Origin of the sequence: Paraburkholderia sp. BR10872 (assembly GCF_040965835.1) — a bacterium.
GTDB classification, from domain to species: Bacteria; Pseudomonadota; Gammaproteobacteria; order Burkholderiales; family Burkholderiaceae; genus Paraburkholderia; species Paraburkholderia nodosa_A.
The window spans coordinates 1-20,525 of the sequence record NZ_JBFRCN010000091.1 but is presented as its reverse complement, the minus strand read 5'-3'; the positions used below and the strand labels follow the sequence as shown (position 1 = coordinate 20,525).

Genomic DNA, 20,525 nt, shown 5'->3' with positions numbered 1-20,525 from the left:
ACGACGGCGCTCCGGCTCGGTCAGAATTTCGATGGGTTCCACGTAATGACTAGGCTTACTGTTAGGCACAAGACTACCTCTTATTTTAAGAGAGTCCTCGTGTCCTCAGATACGTGGGGCCGCTCCACCCGCATTCAGCCTGTCGCAACAACCGTGTGTGGTCGGTCGGCAAAGTATATGCGGATTGCATGGGCAGTAGTCGACTAGTATTTTGCTAAAGGCGGATGTTTAAATTTATCATTGACGCCTACCTTCAGTCCTTCTTTCAGCAACCTTCACATGCGCTTCGAAGAGTTTCTTAAGCGTTGGCGAAGCAATCCTGCAACGACGCTGCAAATTGCGCTCCTTATACGGGTCGCCGCCGCGCTCCGAAAATCGGACGAATGCATTGGTGCAGTAGTCATCGGGTCATTTGCCAAGGAAAGCGCCGATCGCTTGTCTGACATAGACCTAGTGGCGTTCTGCTCAGAGGGTACCGGCCAATCGGTGCTCCGTACGGTAAGGCAGCAAATTGCCTCGACGGAAATACTCTTTACCGCCGACGGCGAACATGGTCCGGACAGCCCGTTCCAGAAAATTATTTTTGCCGATATGACCGCGTTTGAGTTTCACGTGATCGCGCCTGATATCAAACTAGATTTGGAACTACCCTTCGTTGAGATCGTGAATCGAGGCCAGTGTCTGGAGTCCAGAGCTTCACAGCGGCGTGCGCCGGTCGATCGAAATATGACGGTCTTTCCATATGGTGACCGTGGCTTGGCTTGGGAGCTTTTCAACTGCCTTAAATGGCTATGGCGTGGAGAGCACGATGCAGCGAGGAGGTATCTGATCAAGCTAGGTAAGGCGATCGAGGCATCCGAGGGGATAGTTCGCTAGCGATTACCGGGCTGCACCCGGATCCGCGAGGCCCGCACCACGCAGGTGCCAAATGTCGACAATCTTCCTCGCCGTCGCGACTGTCCCAAACTGGCCGGACCCTGCCCAGTTCCTGCGAATCGACTACTACGCTAAATGAGTTCGGCGACACGGACAATAATGAACGCGGCGGGAACGAGCGCTACCTGCGCGCACAACGTCCCGAGAACCCGTGCACCTGCGAGGGTAGTTATGGCCCGCCGGAAGTGGTTTTCGGAAAGTCGGCCTTCGATTACGTCGTCAGTCATCACCGAAACCTGCGGATCGATGACGACTGCCAATACCACCGTCGCCAAGCCGTTGATTACCGACGAAAGATTCGCGCACGTGACTCGCAGGTCGGGCTTCAAGTAACCGGCGTAAAGCGATGCGAAGACGCCGACAGTCCAGATAGCCATTGCTAGGACGTTCAGTGCTATCACCTTCCAAGAAACCCCTGCGCCTGCCGTTAATTGTGTGACGTTGCATCGCGAGGGCAGTCGCGCCCCCATCCGCAGGTAGTTGATTCCACCTCGACTAAAGGCGTGGAGCAGCAGACGAGGAACGGAGCGGTTCGCCTGAAAATGACTGACGGCGCGGCTGAAATAACGCTGGAAAGTGGGAATAAGGAATGTTCCAACGATGCTTGCGAATGTGGCAGTGAGCAGGAAAACGCGGAAGTCACCGAGCAAACCCTGCCCAATGTGACGGGAGATATCAAGCTCGACCCGCTTCGCGATGAATGGCCCCTGAAATGAGTTTGCCGTTCTCGAGACCAAAGCGATGATCCCGAAAAGAGAAAATGAGATGGCGATACGACGCGTGCGAACACCGGCGATACGGACAGCGTAAGCCAATGTCGCTATCACATGGATTACAAATGTAAGGCCACAGATGATCAAAAGCTGGGTGTCCATGCTGTCGCGCGCGGTTGGCAGGAACGTAAGTCTACCGGAACGCTCGGCCCCGGATTGTTGGCGATCTAGACTATCCGCTCGTGTGACCGAATGTGGCCGCCTCCCGACCGACTATGCCGCGTAGCCGCTCCACGATACGCTGACGGCATTCTCCGATCCTAACGGTTACTTTAACGCCCAATACCAGTCGCCCGCATATTGCCGGTCAACCGTTTCCTGAGATTCGAAAGTGAACATGAGCGCGTCGATGAGAGCATCAGAGCATCCGCGGACGCGAAACACTTCTTTGAACTCCGTCAAAAGTGTTTGGTTTCCGGTCAGCAAGTCACGCTCCGCATCTGTCTTTGTTCGAATCAGGAACCATGTCAGGGTTGGTTCAAGTGCCGTTACGATGCAATCGTTCACATGTTGGCGAGAGAGGGCTCGCAGGCCCGCCTCGGCCTGTAGCGCTATCAGGCGAAAACTCACTTCCATAGTTCCTTCGCCGCGGCCACTTTCGAGTTCGGCCTCGGTGGCGTCAAGTTCGGCAAGCGCCCGGACACATCGATCGCAATAGGCCTGCAGTTCAGGTTGCGAATCGATTTCTCGCTTGCTGCTCCCCGCCTTCAGTCGTGCCGGTTCCTGGCCTCCGGAACGCTTCAAATCGAAGATGAGTTCTCGATCCGTGAGCTGATCGAATATAGATAATGTCCGCTGGCCGATCCCCGACATTCTATGAAATATCGCTCAAGTTTTTACCAGAGCGGGTCGTATACCTGTCTGGCTGATAGGTATATACGAGAGGGGATTCCACAAAGCATGTGCTATCAAAATTTTATTCTGATGGGTTTGGCCATATCGGCGCTTTCAGGCTGTGGCGCCCTCGGTCCTTCGGAATATAAGGAACCGCTGGAAGGCGAAACGGCGACTCTTGTCTTCAGCAAAGGCGGGCACATGCTCGTAATACCCAGCATCTACTCTGGTGCGGCTGAATGCACCGACAGAACACGCTTGCCTTCCATTCCCGATGACGGCGAATTGGCGCGGAAGATCAAGGCTGGGCAGCCGATTTCGTTTTCGCTTGCGCGTACGGAGAACTACCTGAGCAGCGGCTGTATCAGTACCGTTACCTTTACTCCCGAGGCAAACCATCGGTATATCGCGCAAATTAGGGGGCATGAATTGACATGTCACATAGAACTTTCCGATGAGGGAAGCGCTGCCGGTGAATATTCACCGCCCAGGTCAACGCCCAAGACGGACCGCAATTGGCATCGCCCGGTGAGTGAGCACGGCCCGTTTTGCGCAGAATAGGCCTACGAAAAGCACACGGTTCTTCGTCTGGCACCGTCGATGATCGATTTTTCATCGATGGAACTGTTCTAGCGCGAAACAGGCTCCAAGGCGAGGTCACTGGGATAGCGGCCTCGCATACTACGACGCACGAGGTACCCTGAGTGCGAAGTGACGTTCCAGAGCATCGAGTATCCAGCACTCGTCTTCGCGCCTGGCCGACCATGCATGAAGCTCCAGTATCGATCGTCCTCGTCCTCACAATCGACTCCATGAACGGTCAAATCAGGGTCTGCATTTGCCAGCGCATTCGCGAACGAACCGGCGAGCGAACGGCAACTGTCTAGATGAATGACGTGACGACTTTCTTCAATCGTGACGGTTGCGGTGTGGTTTTCACCGAAAACCACACCTATGGTCTTACCCTTCATTGAGTCGTCACCCGTTGTGTCAGAAACGAGATATCGTCCCTGAAACTCACCGGAATAGTCATCAGACACACTGTGGGCAGTGGAGCATCCGCCCAGCACTACCACGCAAGCACATCCAGTCACGAGTGCCGTAAGCAGTTTGATCTGCAAGTTTTCAGACATTTTTCTCGGCCGCTTCTTTCAGAATCGCGTATAGGTCGAGAGGTAATATCGGCACCACGCGGGAAAACTTGAGTGCATTAATTTAGATTCTGCTTACTCCAGACGCTGCTTAGTGCATGTGGCTCCAGTGGGGGATGCCGACGTTCCATTAGTCAACGCCAGGTGATCCGGGGGCTTGAAGGGTGCTGCGGCTCTGACCGGCAACGATGCAGTCACATCAAGTGTATGTAGCCGAATTCTATTCGGACGTACCGAGAAAAATAGCAAGGTTCGCCCTGAAACGGAGGGGTGACGGGCGTTGTCGCGCGTTGAAACCCTACTCTGGCACACCGACGCGGGTCGGTTCTCGAAAGCTTCAGTGTTCCTCCTGAACGAAGTGTCTCGAAGGGAGGGTGGCATCCACGCCATATTGGCCATTTGCCGCTTGATGCAGTAGTAATCGAACTCAGAAAATCCCTTCGTAAAAGTCAGGAATTCCTGAGCAGACCCAATTCTGGGATTTTGTCGAAAGAAATCAGATATGCTGCCTCGAGATTTGCAATGGCCGGACAGATTGAACGCTTCAGCAGAAAGGCGATCAGGCGTGTTGTCCGGTTAATTGTCGCGTGAATACGACAATTAGCTGTGGTCGAAACATGCCAAAAGCCGCGCCCATATTAATTTTTCAGGGAAAACGTTTGCGGATATCCATCGCGCATAGTCCGGGGGCGCAAACGCGACGCACCCTGCTATCATGCGCACCGTCTATTTCGTCTGAGTAATATCCGGTAAGACATCGCGAGACGTTCGCCGATGTCTCTGACCGCCCGAGCGCACCTTCCGCGGCAGGTCAATCCGGTTATTGAGGACTATTTATTGTTCCGGCCTTGCGGTCGGCATGCAGCGCATGCCCACACCGATACGGCGGGGAGACCGTGGCGTGCGCCGCAGGACATTGGGCATGCCGTAAAAAACGAAGAAGTCGAACAAGAAGCAACAGCATGTGCAATGCAAGTGAAACGCGGCGTGATGCCGCGGGGAAGCGCGCGACCGTCCCATTGATGGCGTTGCTGGTGTACCTGTGTCCCGCAGTGTTTCTCGCTGCCGGGACCGCGCATGCACAGCTGGCAGATCCGGCCGCCGAGCAGGAACAGCGCCGTCGCGCGCAACAGCAGGCCATCGAGCGCGAACGCACGCTCCAGGCCCCCAATGTCCAGCTTCAGGCCGCCGCGGGCGCCGAAGTCGATGACAGCAAGGTTCCGGTCGAGTCGCCGTGCTTCAGCGTTCAGGAAATCGCTCTGGAACTGCCGCAGGGCTTGAGCCCTGCCGTCGAGGCTGCCGGCGCACGCGCGCTGTCGCCGAATCCGCTCTTTCCTGGCGAGCTGACCTTCGCCAATGACTACCTGCAGCGCTATCGCGGCCAGTGCGTGGGCCGTGACGGGCTCAACCTGATCGTGCATCGCCTGATGGCGCGCATCATCGAGAAGGGCTACTCGACGACCCGGGTCGTCATCGCGCCGCAAGACCTGTCTACGGGTCGGCTGAAGCTCGAACTGATCCCCGGCGTCATCAGCGCGATCCGCTTTTCCGACCCGTCTGTGTACGGTACCTGGCGCAACGCATTTCCAACCCGTCCGGGCGACCTCCTGAATCTGCGTAACCTCGAGCAGGGTCTCGAGCAGATGAAGCGCGTGCCGAACCAGGACGTCGACATGCAGATCGTGCCGGGGCCGTCGCCGGGCGAGAGCGATGTCGTCATTACTGTGAAGCGTCAGAAGCCGTGGTCGCTGGCTTTGAGCGTCGACGACAGCGGACTGAAGTCGACTGGGCAGCTTCAGGGGACGGCGAGCCTTACGATCGACAATCCGCTGGGGCTGTCCGACGTCCTGAACGTCAGCTACACCCACGATATCAACGGACACGAGAGCCGGTACGGTACGCACGGCAGCAGCGCGTATTACTCGATACCGTGGGGCAACTGGACCTTCACCGGAACCGCTAGCCAGTACGACTATCACCAGCAGATTGCCGGTGCCTTCTCAACGCTTGTATCCAGCGGCACGTCGAAGACCTTCGATGTCAAGACGGAGTACCAGTTCTATCGCAACCAGGTACAGAAGAATTCGCTCGAGTTTCGCGTGGGGAAGTACTTCAGCGAAGCCTTTATTGATGGCAGCGAGCTCGACGTCCAGCACCGCGACAACAGCTTTGCCGAGATCGGCTGGGAGCACAAGCACTACTTCGGGGCGGCGCAGCTCGACAGCAAGCTCGCGTATCGCTGGGGCGTGCCATGGTTCGGCGCGCAGACCGATCTGCCGGGTGTCGGCAGCGGCACGCCGACCTTTTACTACCACATTGAAACGCTCAACGCGACGCTACAGGTGCCGTTCACGCTCGGCCGCGTCGCGCTTCGCTACACAGGCACGGTGAGCGCGCAGAACTCACCCGACGTGCTGTATCCGACTGAATACTTTTCGATCGGCAGCCGCTACACGGTGCGGGGCTTTGACGGCAACACGATGCTGGCGGCCGAGAAGGGTGTGTTCATCCGCGACGACCTGGAGATGCCGGTCATGAACACGGGTCAGGCGCTGTACCTGGGGCTGGACGCTGGCGAGGTCTTCGGGCCCGAAGCGAACAACCTGCTTGGCCGGCGTCTTGCCGGCGCAGTGGTCGGCCTGCGCGGAAACCTCTTTCGGCACGTCAGCTACGACGTCTTCATCGGCGGCCCGCTGTACCAGCCCGCCGGATTCCCGAACCACTGGCCCGTGGCGGGCTTCAGCGTAAGCGCCCTGCTATGAACAAGAATATCTATCGCGTCATTTTCAATGCGGCTCGCGGCCTGTGGGCCGTGGTGCAGGAAACGGCAACGGGTAATGGTCGCGGCCGGTCGGCCGGCACGCTGCGTCGGATTGCCAATCCTGACGGACGCCTCGGCTTTATCGACATGCTGTCGATGCGGCACGTCGCGTTCGCGGCCTTGTGTGTGTTCGGTCTGCAGCCGGTTTTTGCAGACGCCCAGGTCGTCGCCGCGCCCACGTCCGGCAGCAGGCCGGTTGTCGGCGTGGCCGGCAATGGGGTGCCAGCGGTCCAGATCGCCACGCCCAACGGAGCAGGCGTATCGAACAACGCCTACACCCAGTTCAACGTCGGCACGCCGGGCCTGATCCTCAACAACTCGCCGGGCAATGTCCAGACCCAGCTGGGTGGGTACGTGGCGGGGAATGCGAATCTCGTCGGCGGCAGCGCGCGCGTCATCGTCAACCAGGTCGTGGGCGGCAATCCGAGCCAGTTGCTGGGCTATACCGAGGTCGCGGGCCAGAAGGCCGATGTGATACTGGCTAACCCATCGGGCATTTTCTGTAGTGGTTGCGGCTTCATCAATACCAGCCGCGGCGTCCTGACGACCGGCACGCCGGTGTTCGGGGGAACGGGGAGTCTCGATGCGTTTCACGTCACGGGCGGCCAGATCCAGATCGGCTCAGCGGGCCTGAACGGCAGCAACGTCGACCAGGTGGACCTGATTGCCCGTAGCGTCGCCGTCAACGGCAAGGTCTGGGCGAACCAGTCGCTCAATGTCGTCACCGGCAACAACGATGTGCGCTACAGCGATCTGGGCACCCAGTCACTTGGGCCCGACGGCAACAGCCCGGGTGTGGCAATCGACGTCGCGCAGCTCGGTGGCATGTATGCCGGCAAGATCCGGCTCGTGGGTACGGAGGCTGGCGTCGGCGTGAACAGCGCCGGCACGATCGCATCGCAATCGGGCGACGTTCAGTTGAGCAGCCAGGGCAAGGTGACGCTGTCCGGCACGACGACCGCCAACGGTAACGTCGCGATTCAGGCGGCAGGCGACGTATCGAACAGTGGTTCCGTCTACGCAACGCAGAATGCCACGGTCAGCAGCCAGGGGCAGGTCGGCAACACCGGCACGATTGCCGCGTTCGGTAATACGGGCGTCACGGGCGCAAGTGTGAATTCGTCCGGTGCGCTCGGCGCAGGCATCGATGCGAACGGCAACGTCACCGGAACCGGCAGCCTATCGGTCGCGGGTACGGGAGCCGTGAGCGCGACCGGCCAGCAGCTGGCGGGTGGCGACGTCGCGCTCTCGGGCAGCAACCTGAACATGGCGAATGCGAGCACATCGGCGAAGGGCAATGCCTCGCTGACGGCGACGGGGGCGGGAGGCGACACCGGCAACATCGTGAATACGGGTGCGTCGCTGCAGGTCGGCGGAAGCCTCACGGCCAATGCCGCAGGGACCGTCACGAACGATCAGGGGCAGATCGGCGCCGGGCAGTTGAGCGTGACGGCCGCCGGGATTTCGAATCGCGGCGGGACACTGTCGCAAACCGGCGCGGGCGCCACGACGCTCACCGCCTCCAGCGCATTCGACAATACGGGCGGCACGCTCACGACGAACGGGCAACATGCCGCGATCGTTTCCGGGAGCCTGACCAATGCTAACGGAACGCTCAGTCACGCGGGCTCCGGGGCGCTGAACGTCCAGACCGGCGCACTCGACAACAGTCACGGCAGCATCGCGACGAACGGGCAGGCCACGATCGTTGCCGCAAGTCTTGCGAACGGTTCCGGTTCGATCACGTCGGCGCAGACGCTCGGCCTGAAGTCGAACGGCGACATCGACAACACGGCAGGCCAGATCGAGGCGGCCGGTGCGGTGAACGTGTCGGGCGCGAACGTGCAGAACACGGCTGGACGGATCGTATCGGAGAACGCGGATGGCCTGACGCTCGCGGCGAGCGGCCAGATTACGAATGCGGGCGGTACGACCGCCCAGGGCGCGACGGGCGGCGTGATTGGCGGCAACGGTAACGCGACGATCCAGGCGGGCTCGCTCACCAGCAGCGGCACGATTACAGCTGCGCAGAATCTGGGCGTGACGGCCTCTGGCGCACTCAGCAACAATGGCGGTTCGATGAGCGGCGCGACGATAACCGCGAATGCGGCGTCACTCACGAACGCGAACGGGTCGATCAGCGGCAGTACCGTCTCGCTCACCGCGCCGCAGCTCGACAACAGCAACGGCCAGATTACGGCCAACCAGTTGAGTCTGGCCGGCACGAACCTCACGAACGAACACGGCACCGTGACCCAGCTCGGATCCGGTGCGATGGGCGTCAACGTCAGCGGCGCGCTCGACAATTCGAACGGCGGTTTGATCCAGACAAACAGTACGGACCTGACGCTTGCGCCCGCATCGCTGAACAACAACGGTGGCACGATCACGCACGCCGGTACCGGCACGCTGTCGATCGATGCAGGCAACGGTGCGGGCGCGCTGACCAATGTCGGTGGCAAGATCGTCACGAACGGCCAGGCCACCCTGGCGGCGGGGAGCGTGGATGACACGGGCGGTACGATCGCTGCCCAGACCGGGTTGAGCGCGGCCGTGGCTGGCGCCCTGGACAACACGAACGGTCAACTGACGTCGAATGGCGATCTGGGCGTGACGAGCGGTGCGGCCATCACGAACGCCAGCGGGACGATTGCCGCGGCGGGCAACGGGTCGGTCCAGGCGCAGTCCCTGGCGAACAGCGGAAGCATCACCGCCGGTCAGACGCTTGCCGCCACCGTCGCCAGCGCGCTGGACAATAGCGGCGGGACGATGGGGGCGCAGACACTCACGGCCAGTGCCGCGTCGCTCACGAACGCGAACGGGCTGTTCAGTGGCAATACCGTGTCTATCACCGCTCCGCAGTTCGACAACAGCGGCGGCAAGATCACGGCGAACCAGCTTGATGTCACCGCCACGAACCTGACGAACCACGGCGGCACAGTGACCCAGCTCGGTTCGGGGACCATGGGCGTCAACGTCAGCAACACGCTCGACAACTCCGGCAGCGGTGTCATCCAGACGAACAGCACGGACCTGACGCTCGCGCCGGCATCGTTGAACAATAACGGCGGCACCATCACGCACGCTGGCACCGGCACGCTGACAATCGATGCCGGCAACGGCGTAGGCGCGTTCATCAATGTAGGCGGCAAGATCGTCACGAACGGCCAGGCAACCCTGTCGGCCGGGAGCCTGGACGACACAGGCGGCGCCATCGCTGCGCAGACCGGCCTGAGCGCGACGGTCGCCGGTGCGCTGAACAATACCAATGGCCAGCTCGCGTCGAATGCGAACCTGAGCCTCTCCAGCGGCGCGACCATCACGAACGCCGGCGGTACAATTGCGGCGTCGGGCAATACCACGCTGCAGGCCGCGTCGCTGACCAACGGCGGCAGCATCACGGCCGGGCAGAATCTGGGCGCTACTGTCGCAGGTACGCTCGATAACAGCAACGGGACATTGAGCGCCCAGGCAGTGACGACGCACTCAGGTTCATTGAGGAATGCAAACGGCGTAGTCAGCGGTAACGTCGTGTCTCTCAACGCCCCGCAGTTCGACAACAGCGGCGGCAAGATCACGGCGAACCAGCTTGATGTCACCGCCACGAACCTGACGAACCATGGTGGTACGGTCACCCAGCTCGGCTCGGGTGCGATGGGCGTCAACGTCAGCGGCGCGCTCGACAACTCCGGCAGCGGTGTCATCCAGACGAACAGCACGGACCTGACGCTCGCGCCGGCATCGTTGAACAACAACGGCGGCACCATCACGCACGCCGGCACCGGCACGCTGACGATCGATGCAGGCAATGGCGCAGGTGTTGTCACGAACGCGAACGGTTCGATCGTCAGTAACGGAAACGTCGCATTGACCGCCGGCAGCCTGGACGACACGGGAGGCGCGATCGGAGGTCAGGCGGGGCTTGCCGCGACGGTCGCCGGCACGCTGACCAACACGAACGGCAAGCTCGTATCGAACGCGAACCTCAGCGTCACCGGCGGCGCCGTCACGAACACCGGCGGGACGATCGCTGCGTCGGGCAATAACACCGTGCAGGCCGCGTCGTTCACGAACGGCGGCAGCATCACGGCCGGGCAGGCGCTTGGCGCGACCGTGAGCGGAACACTCGATAACGGCAACGGGACGCTGAGCGGCCAGTCGGTCACGGCCAGCGCGGCATCCTTCAAAAACGCAAATGGCGTCGTGAGCGGCAATACCGTCCAGATGACGGCGCAACAGCTCGACAACAGTCGCGGCCGGATCATCGCGAACCAGCTTGCGCTTACCGCGCCGAACCTGACGAACGAAGGCGGCTCGATCACGCAGCTCGGGACCGGCACGATGGGGCTCGGCGTGAGCGGGACGCTCGACAACTCCGGCAGCGGTGTCATCCAGACGAACAGCACGGACCTGACGCTCGCGCCGGCATCGTTGAACAACAACGGCGGTACGATCACACACGCCGGCACGGGGACGTTGACCGTCGATCCGGGCAATGGCGTGGGTACGTTGCCAACGTCGGCGGCAGGATCGTCACAAACGGTCAGGCAATGGTGTCGACCGGCAGTCTTGACAATACCGGTGGCACGCTGGCGTCGCAGGGCGTGATGTCCGTGACGGATCAGGGGACGCTGAACAACACCCGCGGCCGGTTGTCATCGGGGACCGGGTTGAGTGCTTCGAGCAGCAGTGCGCTGCTCAATGCCGGTGGCTTGATCGGCGCGGGCGGCGTGGCGGGCGGGAGCACGTTGAGCCTGAGCGCATCATCGATCGACAACACGGGCGGAGCGATCACCAACGTCGGGACCGGTGCGACGACGGTAAGTGGCGGCAGCCAGATCACGAACAGCAATGCCGGTGGCGCATCGGGCATGGGCTCGATCAGCGGCAACGGCGACGTAACGCTGAACGCGACCTCGATTTCCAATACGCAGGGCGGGGTGCTGGGTGGCGCGAACCTGCAGATCAACGCCGGCAACCTGGACAACAGCGGCGGGGCAATCGGGAACGTCGGCAACGTCGCCAACTTTGGGGGCGACGTCGGAATCACGACGGGTACCCTGGCCGCCACGAACGGACAGATCAACGCCTCGCGCAACCTGAGCGTCACGGCAAATGCGCTGTCCGGAGGCGGTGCGTACAGCGCGGTGAACAATCTCTCGCTGAACCTGCAGGGAGATTTTGCGACGTCTGCGAACTATAGCTTCAGCGCGGGCAACAACCTGTCGTTCACCCTGCCGGGCACGTTCAGCAACGCCGGCACGTTCTCGGCCGTGAACGGCCTGAGCGTCCAGGCGGGCAACATAACGAACTCCGGAACGCTGGCCGCGGGCGGCCTGCTGGCCACGCAGTCGAACACGCTCACGAATACCGGCACGATTGTGGGTGGCAGCGTCTCGCTGAACGCGACGCAAACGCTGTCGAATCTCGGCACGAGCGCGCTGATCGGCGCGACGGACAGCGCGGGCACGCTCGAGCTGCTTTCTGCCGACATCGAAAACCGCGACGACTCGACGGGGACGGACACGCAGGCAATGACCGCGATCTACGGGCTCGGGAAGGTCGTCCTCGCAGGCGGCAAGGACGCGAACGGCAATTACACCAACGCGAACCTGGTCCACAACCAGTCCGCCCTGATCCAGTCGGGCGGCGACATGGAGATCGACGCGAATCAGGTGACCAACACGCGCCGCGCGATGACGACCTCGGGAGGCTATACCTCAGCAGTCGATCCGGCGCTGCTGGCGCAGCTTGGCATCAGCCTCTCGGGGTGTACGGCCGCGCACATGGCCGCATGCGGTCCTGGTAATCCGCAGGTCATGGGCATCCAGTTCGATCCGACTGCTTCCAACTACGATCCCGCCGTCATCGCCGCATTGCAGGCCGGGCCTGGCGGCATGCCGATCAATCCGCCGCACGGCGGTCAGTGGAACAGCACGTACCAGTACACGACCTATACCGGTGTCGCGGCCGCCAATCTCGTCACGTCGACCAGTCCGCAGTCTCAGATCATCGCGGGCGGGAGTCTTAACGCGTCGTCGGTCGGCACGTTCCAGAACTACTGGAGCCAGGTGGCTGCCGCAGGCAACATCGCGGCGCCTGTCTCGCTTGACCAGAACAGCTGGCGCGGCATGGCGGCACCCGGCGTGCAGGTCACGTATTCGGGCCAGTACCACTACGACAATTACGATAACTCCGAACATAACTGGCAGTTGCCGTTCGGCAATGCCGGGTTCGTCACGTCCAATCCGGGCGGCTACACGCAGGCGGCGCCGGCCGACATCAAGACCTATGCGCTGCCCGCCTACGAGTCTACGTTCGTCGCGGGCGGCACGATCAGCGGCACCGGGGTGACGATCAACAACACCGCTGGCAACGCGGGCGTAACGCCGCTGGGCCTGCTGCCCGGGCAGTCGGTATCGGGCCTGGGCACCGGCGCCGGGTCCGTCAGCGGCACCGTCAACGTATACGGTGTTGGTGCAATCGGCGCGGGCGCAGTAAGTGGAACGATCGGCAGCGGCGGCGTGGTCGCGACTGGCGCGAGCGCAGTGAGCGGATCGGTGGGCGCAGGCGGCGGCACGCAATCGACGATGGTGGCGGTTCACGGTGGCCGCCTGCTCAATAGCGGTCTCGCGAATTCCAGCAACCCGACCGTGGCGGCAGCAACAGCGGGCAAAGTGCTGAACAACATCACCGTGCCGTCGGGCGGGCTCTTCCACAGGGATACCGCGCCTAACGCACCGTACCTCGTCGAGACGAATCCGGCCTTCACGAACCAGCAGCAGTGGCTTTCGAGCGACTACTACTTCCAGCAGATGGGCCTGAACCCCGCCCAGACGCAGATGCGCCTGGGCGACGGGTTCTACGAGCAGAAGCTCGTGCAGGACCAGATCCTTTCGATGACCGGGAAGTCGGTGCTCACGAACTACGCCGACACCCAGGACGAGTTCAAGGCGCTGATGACCTCAGGCGCGGCACTTTCGAAGTCGCTCAACCTGGCACCCGGTACCGCCCTCTCGCCGGAGCAGGTGTCGCAGTTGACCAGCAACGTGGTCATCATGCAGACCCAGGTAGTCGACGGGCAGTCGGTGCTGGTGCCGGTCGTCTATCTGGCGAAGGCAAGCCAGGAGAACATGGGTAACGGGCCGGTCATCGCCGCGACGAATATTGACCTGCAGAACGCGCAGACGGTGACCAACAGCGGCACGATCAGCGCCACCAACAGCTTCGCGATTGGCGCGCAGAGCATCGACAGCTCGTTCGGCGCGCTGCAGGCTGGTGGGCAGATGTCGCTCGTGACGGCGGGTGACGTTAACCTCACGTCGGCGACGGTGAAGGCGGGCAGCCTGAACCTGCAGGCTGGAGGCAACCTCGTTCTCGACACGGCGGCGAACACGCTCAACCAGGTCAGCGCCACGGGCGCGACGCGCACCACGACCACGCTCGGGCCCGCAGCGAGCATCGACGTGACCGGCAACGCCCTGATCACGACAGGTGGCAACTTCGAGCAGAACGCGGGGAGCCTCAGCGTGGGCGGGGCGCTTGGCATGAGCATCGGCGGCAACTGGAATCTCGGGGTGCAGGAGACCGGCGAGACGAAGGTGGTGGCGCGCGCGAACGGCATCTCCGATACGCATTTCGTGAGCGACACGGGCAGCAAGGTGAAGGTGGGTGGTGCGTCCGCCATTGCGGTGACTGGCGATCTGACGGCGACTGGCGCGAAGCTCGATCTGGGCGGCGGCGGCACGATCGTGGCGGGCGGGAACGTGACGCTTCAGGCGGCAACTGCAACCTCGACGCTCGACAGCAACAGCTCCGGCAGCGACCATCACGGCAGTTATGCGGAGTCGCTGCATACCTCGGACAATGTGGTGACGGGCACGACGCTCAAAAGCGGTGACAGCCTGAACATCGTGTCCGGCAAGGACATCAATGTCACGGGCAGCACCGTGTCGCTCGACAAGGGCAATGCACTGCTGATGGCAGCAGGCAGCGTGAACGTTGGCGCGACCACGGAAACCCACGTCGAGAATTCCGACGAAACACACAGCCATGGTGGCTTTGCGAGCCATACGAGCGCCGTCAATCAGGTCGCCCAGACCTCGACCTATTCCGACGGCAGCACGATCTCGGCCGATGGCGTCTCGGTGGTGAGCGGCAAGGACATCAACGTGACGGGCAGCAACATCGTTGCAACCCACGACGTGACCCTGGCGGCGAAAGGCAACGTCAACATCACGGCTGCGACCGACACCTGGCAGGATAGCGAGTATCACCAGGAGAAGCACTCAGGGCTGTCCGGCTCCGGCGGCCTTGGCGTGAGCATCGGGTCGAGCGAGCAGAGCGAGCGTTACAACGGCAGTTCGGTGACGCAGAGCCAGTCGCGCAGCACGGTCGGCAGTGTCGGGGGCAACGTCTCCATTGCCGCCGGCAAGGATGTCCATATCGGCGGCAGCGATGTGATTGCCGGCAAGGCGGCGGGTGATGTCTCCGGCGCAACGGGCAATATCAGCATCGCGGGCCAGAACGTCACGATCGATCCGGGGCAGGATAGCGCCCAGTCGCACGACCAGCAGGAGGCGCATTCGAGCGGCCTGACGCTGGCGGTCACCGGAACGCCGCTTGACACCGTGCGCAACGTGCGCGCGGCGGGTTCGTCCGGCACGGGCTTCCAGCGGGCCCAGGGCATTGGCAACGAACTGGGCGCGAGCGCCGCCGACACGCCGTCGCTAACGGCAACGTTCAGTCACACCAGCAGTTCGAGCACGACCGACATGTCGAGTCTGACGAACGCGGGCAGCACGATTCGCGGTGGCGGCAACGTGTCCGTAAGCGCCACGGGCGGCGCAGTCAAGGATGCGAACGGACAGCCAGTCGACGGCGACCTGTCGGTGATCGGCTCGACGATCAGCGCGGGCGGGACAACGACACTCGATGCAAACCGCAATGTGCTTTTGCAGGCATCGACCGACCAGTTGCAGCAAGGCAGCCAGTCGCAAACTTCCGGCATGAGCCTCCAGATTGCGAGCCCGAGCCTGGGGAACCTCGGGCGCTGGATCAGCGGCGGGCCGAACAGCAGCGGTGTCAGTTCGTCACCCTATAACGCCGCGCGCAGCAGTGCCGACAGCAATGGCTCTTCCACGACACAGACGGCCAGCGTTGTGAGTGGTAACAGCGTGGTCGTGAAAAGCCATACGGGCGACATTGATGTTGTCGGCTCCGGGATCAGCGGAACGCAGGGTGTCGATCTCGTCGCGACGCAGGGCGCGATCAACGTAATGGCGGGCACCGAAACCAGCTCGAACCACCAGGAGTCGAGCAGTCATCAATTCGGTGACCTGGGCAGCAACGGTACGGGCACCGGCTTCAGCGTGGGCGTGTCAAACCAGCATCTGGTGGAGGATTCGGCCGCGCAGAACCAGAGCACGATCCGCAGCCAGATTGTGAGCGGCAGCGGCAACGTGACGCTCGATGCGAAGCAGGATGTGACGGTAGCTGGCTCCGATCTGTCGGCAGGCAAGGACCTGACGCTGATCGGGAAGAACCTGAACCTTGATCCGGGTGCCGACGCGCAGCAGAGCAGCATGAGCCAGAGCGCGAGCCAGTTTGGCGTGACGCTCGCGCTGGGTGGCGCGGCGGGCAACGCCGTTGCGGCCGTCAACCAGGCGACGGGTTCGCACCGCTCGAGCGATTCACGGCTGGCAGCGATCGACGACGCGAAGGCGGGGCTCGCCGCCTACGACGTGGTCAAAACAGTCGCGCAGCTCGCCAGTACCGGCACGAGCAGCCAGGCGCTGGTGAAGGCAACAGTCAGCATCGGCGGCGGAAGCAGTCACAGCGAGTCGCAGCAGAGTGCGACGCTCAACGCCGGTAGCACGCTGAATGCGGGCGGCACCGCTACGCTGGTGGCGACCGGCAGCGGCGCGAAGGACGCCGACGGCTTCGCGACGGATGGCGACATCAATTCGCGCGGCACGCGGATCTCCGGCAACGACGTTGTGCTGAACGCCGCACGCGACATCAACCTGCAAAGCGCGCAGGACCTGACGCATCAGACAAGCAGCAACAGCAGCAGCAATGCGAGCATTGGTGTGGGCGCCGCGCTGGGCGGTCAGCAGAACGGCTTCACGATCGAGCTGGCTGCTAGCGGCGCGAAGGGGAACGCGAACGGCGACAGCGTCACGAATCGCGACACGCAGATCGCCGCTGCGAACAACCTGTCAATCACCAGCGGCCGCGACACGAACCTGCGCGGTGCGGAAGTGTCGGGCAAGACGGTCGACGCGAACGTGGGCCGTGACCTGAACATCCAGAGCGTACAGGACACGAACACCTACGACAGCAAGCAGGTCAGCGGCGGCTTCAGCATGAGCATCTGCGTGCCGCCGATCTGCTACGGTTCGACGGTGAGCGGCAGCGCGAGCGTGAGCGACCAGTGGATAAAGGACAACTATCGCTCGGTCAACCAGCAGAGCGGCATCCATGCCGGCGACGGTGGCTTTAACGTTCAGGTGGGCAACCATACGCAGCTCGACGGTGGTGTGATTGCGAGCACGGCGACGCAGGACAAAAATACGCTGTCGACCCAGACCTTCGGGTACACGAATCTCCAGAACACGGCGGATTATTCGGGTTCGACGGTGGGCCTGAGCGTCAGCGGATCGATGGGCAAGAGTACGCCGCAGGGCACGGGTTTTAGCGCACCAGTGTCTCCCAATGGCGTGGCCGGGGCGAGTCCGAACCAGCTTGGGCCCTCGGGCCTGGGCGTGGCGGGTGTGAGCAGCAGCCAGTCCGGGACGACGTATGCAGCGGTGAGTCCCGGCACGATCACCGTGCGCGGCGACGCGGGCAGCGGCCACGACAGTACCGCAGGACTGAGCCGTGACACTGCGAGCGCGAACGACGGTGCGGTGAAGAACACGTTCGATGCGCAGAAGGTGCAGAACGACATGAGCGTCCAGCAGGGGGCGGTGCAGGTCGGGATGCAGGTCGTGGGGGACGTGGCAACGGCGCTGGAAGATCAGGCGAATGCGAAGCTCACAAAGGCAACAGAAGCCAAAGACGCTGCGCAAAAGGCAGGAGATACGCAGGCCGAAGCGCAGGCACAGGCCGATATCGATTCGGCGAAGCAGCAGCTCGCGCTGTGGGGCAACGACGGGGCGGCGCGCATCGGGTCTCACGCGATTGTGGCGGGCGTGGGCGCCGCGCTGGGTGGCGGCAGTGTCGCGGGCGCGGTTGGCGGAACGATTGCGGGGGACATTGCGGGCAACGCGGTAGCGCAGGCGCTCGATAACACCCCCGGAGGCAGGCTGCTATCGAACGTGATTTCGGGCGTCGCAGGCGCGGTGGCGGGCGGTGCGCTGGGGGGTACTGCCGGCGTGATGAGCGGGGCGAATGGGGCGCTGGGAGCGGATCTGTACAATCGCCAACTCCACCCCGATGAGCGGAAGCTGATTGCGGACAAGGCTCATCAAATGGCGCTTGCTCAAGCGCAGAATCCCGACGACGTCGCTAAGATCGAGGCGTATTGGACGAACGTTCTTACGCTTGTCGCGAGCGCTGATGTGGACTCGCAGGCGCGGCAACAGTTGGGTAGTCAATTGAATCAAATGGCCCAAGCCGCTCAGGCTTCGGGAAATACACAGGCGTTTCAGCAATTCGTACAAGCGCTACAGACGGCGCAGCAGGCGATCCAGGGAATGGCGGGCCAGACGATTACCAGCAATGGCGGTCCTATCGTTGCTGACGACGGCCTACTGAAGACGTTCCAAGCGACCGGTTCTCAGTTCAAGGACTCGTCGCTGTTCGGTACTCCGGGTGGAACGAGTCTGGGGCTTGCGATCGGCGAGACGCCGGCATCGGCCGGGATCGGCCCGCAGTACTACATCGCGCCGAACGGGCCGACGAATCAGCAGGTCAACGGTTTCGCCAACGACATATTGCAGGAGATCGGAACGCCGAATGGTGTTGCGACACCGGTGTACCCGTTGGAAAATCTGGTGCTCGGTGGAGCAGGCGGAAAGATCGCGTCGAGCGTCCTTGGTAAACTGTTTGGTGCCGCAGCCACCGACGGTGCTCAGGCGCTCGCTGGCGCAACCGCCGGAAACGGGGAAGGAGTATTTGCAGGTGCCCAACTCGGGACGTATACGCCGAAGTCATCGATCTTTGGACAGGCGTATGATTTCTCATGCGTTGCGGCCAGTTGCAAAATGGCGGCAGGTCTCAGCGATGTACCGGAATCCTATATCCGTCAAGCGATCCAAACAGACACCAGCGGCACGTCGTTATCAAATATTCCAGGAGGTTTGCAGCAACTAGGCTTCACAGGGACCGCAACATATTCTAAGAACGCGACGGTGGCATCTATTGAGTCGGCCACCGATAGCGGTGCTTCGGTCATAGCAAACGTGACTACCGAGTCCGGCGGTATCCATGCGATCGTCGTCGATTCTGTCAATGGCGGGGTTGCAAATATTCGTGACCCGTGGCCGCTTGGTGTCGGTTCCACATACTCGGTGCCGGCGGATGCGCTCGGGAAGGCGCTTACCGGAAGCGTGGTGGTTATCCATCCATAAGCGTCAATAGACTTAGAGTGATATGTGATGAAAATTTGCGACCTCTATATACACGGCGAGTCGAAATGCCCCAATTTGAAGTTCATTGGGCTCTTTGATAAGTCATTTTCTTACAGCACTGATCGTACCTACAGTGGATTCATGAAGGTGAACGTGGGGAGAGTGAAGTTGGTGTCTGTTGTGTCTGAGCTTCGGAAGGCGGGCGTGTCTTGCTTTAGCGTTCCGGTAGAGTACAGGGATAACGTAGGGATTGATGCTACAGAGGCAAAAGTACTTGCGGGAAAATATGCTGCGTCAATGGGGGCCGCTATATCTGAATCGGGTCCTCGGCAAGGCTACGCGCCACTGTTTTGGGCATTCGATATTTCTGCTCGTGACGATGAGAAGGTTGGCGGGGTCGTGATTGTCGACCGGCTGGACGGCCACATATGGGCGACGAGTGAATATGAAGAGTATATGTACGACTACAACAACGTTTTTTGATGGCGACCCCGGGTAGTAGATCCGTACAATCGACAACTGCACCCTGATGAGAGGCAGTGGGCGAAGGACAATGCCGCAGCGTTCGCGAAATACTACCAAGCTCAAACAGGGCAGTCGATTACACCGGATCAAGCCCTAGCACTTCTGCTGGGTAGCGGGTTGCGAATTGTCGATAGTAGCGCTGCCAATGTGCCCGGTGGGAACCCTATCGCGACATCATATATTTCGGCAAACGCACCGAGCTCGTTGTTCTACGCCACACCGACAGAAAGGGCTAATCCTTTCCTTGGAGCGAATCCCGGCGGATCCCCCACGCCCGAACAAAACGCGCTCACGTACAGCGTAGGCCCAACAGGGACCTTTACTATTCAAATAGGCGCCAATGCCGGTCTCCATGTCTTCGACTTAGGTGGGACGGGCGAGACGGGCTTAGCGGTATCGCTAGGCGCGCATCCGAATTTTTGCGCGTACGCGCAAGGCTGCGCGACAATGGGTCTTGGTTTTACGGCGGGTACGGGGGTTGCCATTACTGTCGGGCAGGGCGCTGCTTCGACTGGTGTGACGAGCAGTACCGGCGGCTTCATTGCCGGAGGCGATGGACTCTTCGCTGATACAAACGTAACACGGGATGGCGATGGAAACTTGGCTGCAGGAAAGGGCGTACTGGGACTGGGTGTCGGCGGTGCTGCGGGCGCACAGCAGTGTAAGCAAGCGATGGCTTGTTTGGTGAAGGATGCACAATGAGCTTCTGGCCTCTTTTCGCAATTGTGAGCGTTGTCTTTTCAATATTTTTCTTGGTTGCTCAACTCAAATTAGGTGAGCGATACAGAGGTGGCCGCGCAAAATCAGACAGCGGGATAAGTGGAACGGCCGGGGCCTGAGCCAGCGATAATGCAGGCAAAGGAACCGAGGAAATGACGAAACGAACCCGACGCACGCACTCAGCGGCGTT

At 61.5% G+C, this 20,525-nt stretch carries 8 protein-coding genes; 6 read left to right on the top strand and 2 right to left on the bottom strand.

Features of this window, described 5'->3' with window-relative positions:
- Positions 1-279: 279 nt before the first annotated feature.
- Positions 280-876, top strand: coding sequence for a hypothetical protein (locus AB4Y43_RS38570; RefSeq protein ID WP_368730134.1), 597 nt, complete (start codon positions 280-282; stop codon positions 874-876).
- A gap of 131 nt (positions 877-1,007) precedes the next feature.
- Here AB4Y43_RS38570 and AB4Y43_RS38565 read toward each other — a convergent pair whose 3' ends face one another.
- Positions 1,008-1,811, bottom strand: a complete 804-nt coding sequence (locus AB4Y43_RS38565) for a lipid II flippase Amj family protein (RefSeq protein WP_368617565.1) — start codon at positions 1,809-1,811, stop codon at positions 1,008-1,010.
- 165 nt (positions 1,812-1,976) lie between these two features.
- Positions 1,977-2,522 carry a hypothetical protein gene (locus AB4Y43_RS38560; RefSeq protein ID WP_368730133.1) on the bottom strand — a complete coding sequence of 182 codons (546 nt, stop codon included), beginning with the start codon at positions 2,520-2,522 and terminating at the stop codon, positions 1,977-1,979.
- Positions 2,523-2,609: 87 nt separating this feature from the next.
- Between AB4Y43_RS38560 and AB4Y43_RS38555 the strand changes: the two genes are divergently transcribed.
- From AB4Y43_RS38555 to AB4Y43_RS38535, 5 genes are all read left to right on the top strand, one after another.
- Positions 2,610-3,104, top strand: a complete 495-nt coding sequence (locus AB4Y43_RS38555; protein WP_368730132.1) for a hypothetical protein — start codon at positions 2,610-2,612, stop codon at positions 3,102-3,104.
- Positions 3,105-4,656: 1,552 nt separating this feature from the next.
- Entirely contained in the window at positions 4,657-6,456 is a 1,800-nt protein-coding gene (locus tag AB4Y43_RS38550; protein WP_368730131.1) for a ShlB/FhaC/HecB family hemolysin secretion/activation protein, read from the top strand.
- A complete protein-coding gene (locus AB4Y43_RS38545; RefSeq protein ID WP_368730130.1) occupies positions 6,453-11,123 on the top strand; it encodes a filamentous hemagglutinin N-terminal domain-containing protein in 4,671 nt (1,556 codons plus the stop codon). Before AB4Y43_RS38550 ends, AB4Y43_RS38545 begins: the two co-directional genes overlap by 4 nt.
- Positions 11,066-19,090: a hemagglutinin repeat-containing protein gene (locus AB4Y43_RS38540; protein ID WP_368730129.1), complete on the top strand. Its 8,025-nt coding sequence runs from the start codon at positions 11,066-11,068 to the stop codon at positions 19,088-19,090. Before AB4Y43_RS38545 ends, AB4Y43_RS38540 begins: the two co-directional genes overlap by 58 nt.
- A 27-nt stretch (positions 19,091-19,117) precedes the next feature.
- Positions 19,118-19,573, top strand: coding sequence for a hypothetical protein (locus tag AB4Y43_RS38535; protein WP_368730128.1), 456 nt, complete (start codon positions 19,118-19,120; stop codon positions 19,571-19,573).
- Positions 19,574-20,525: the final 952 nt, after the last annotated feature.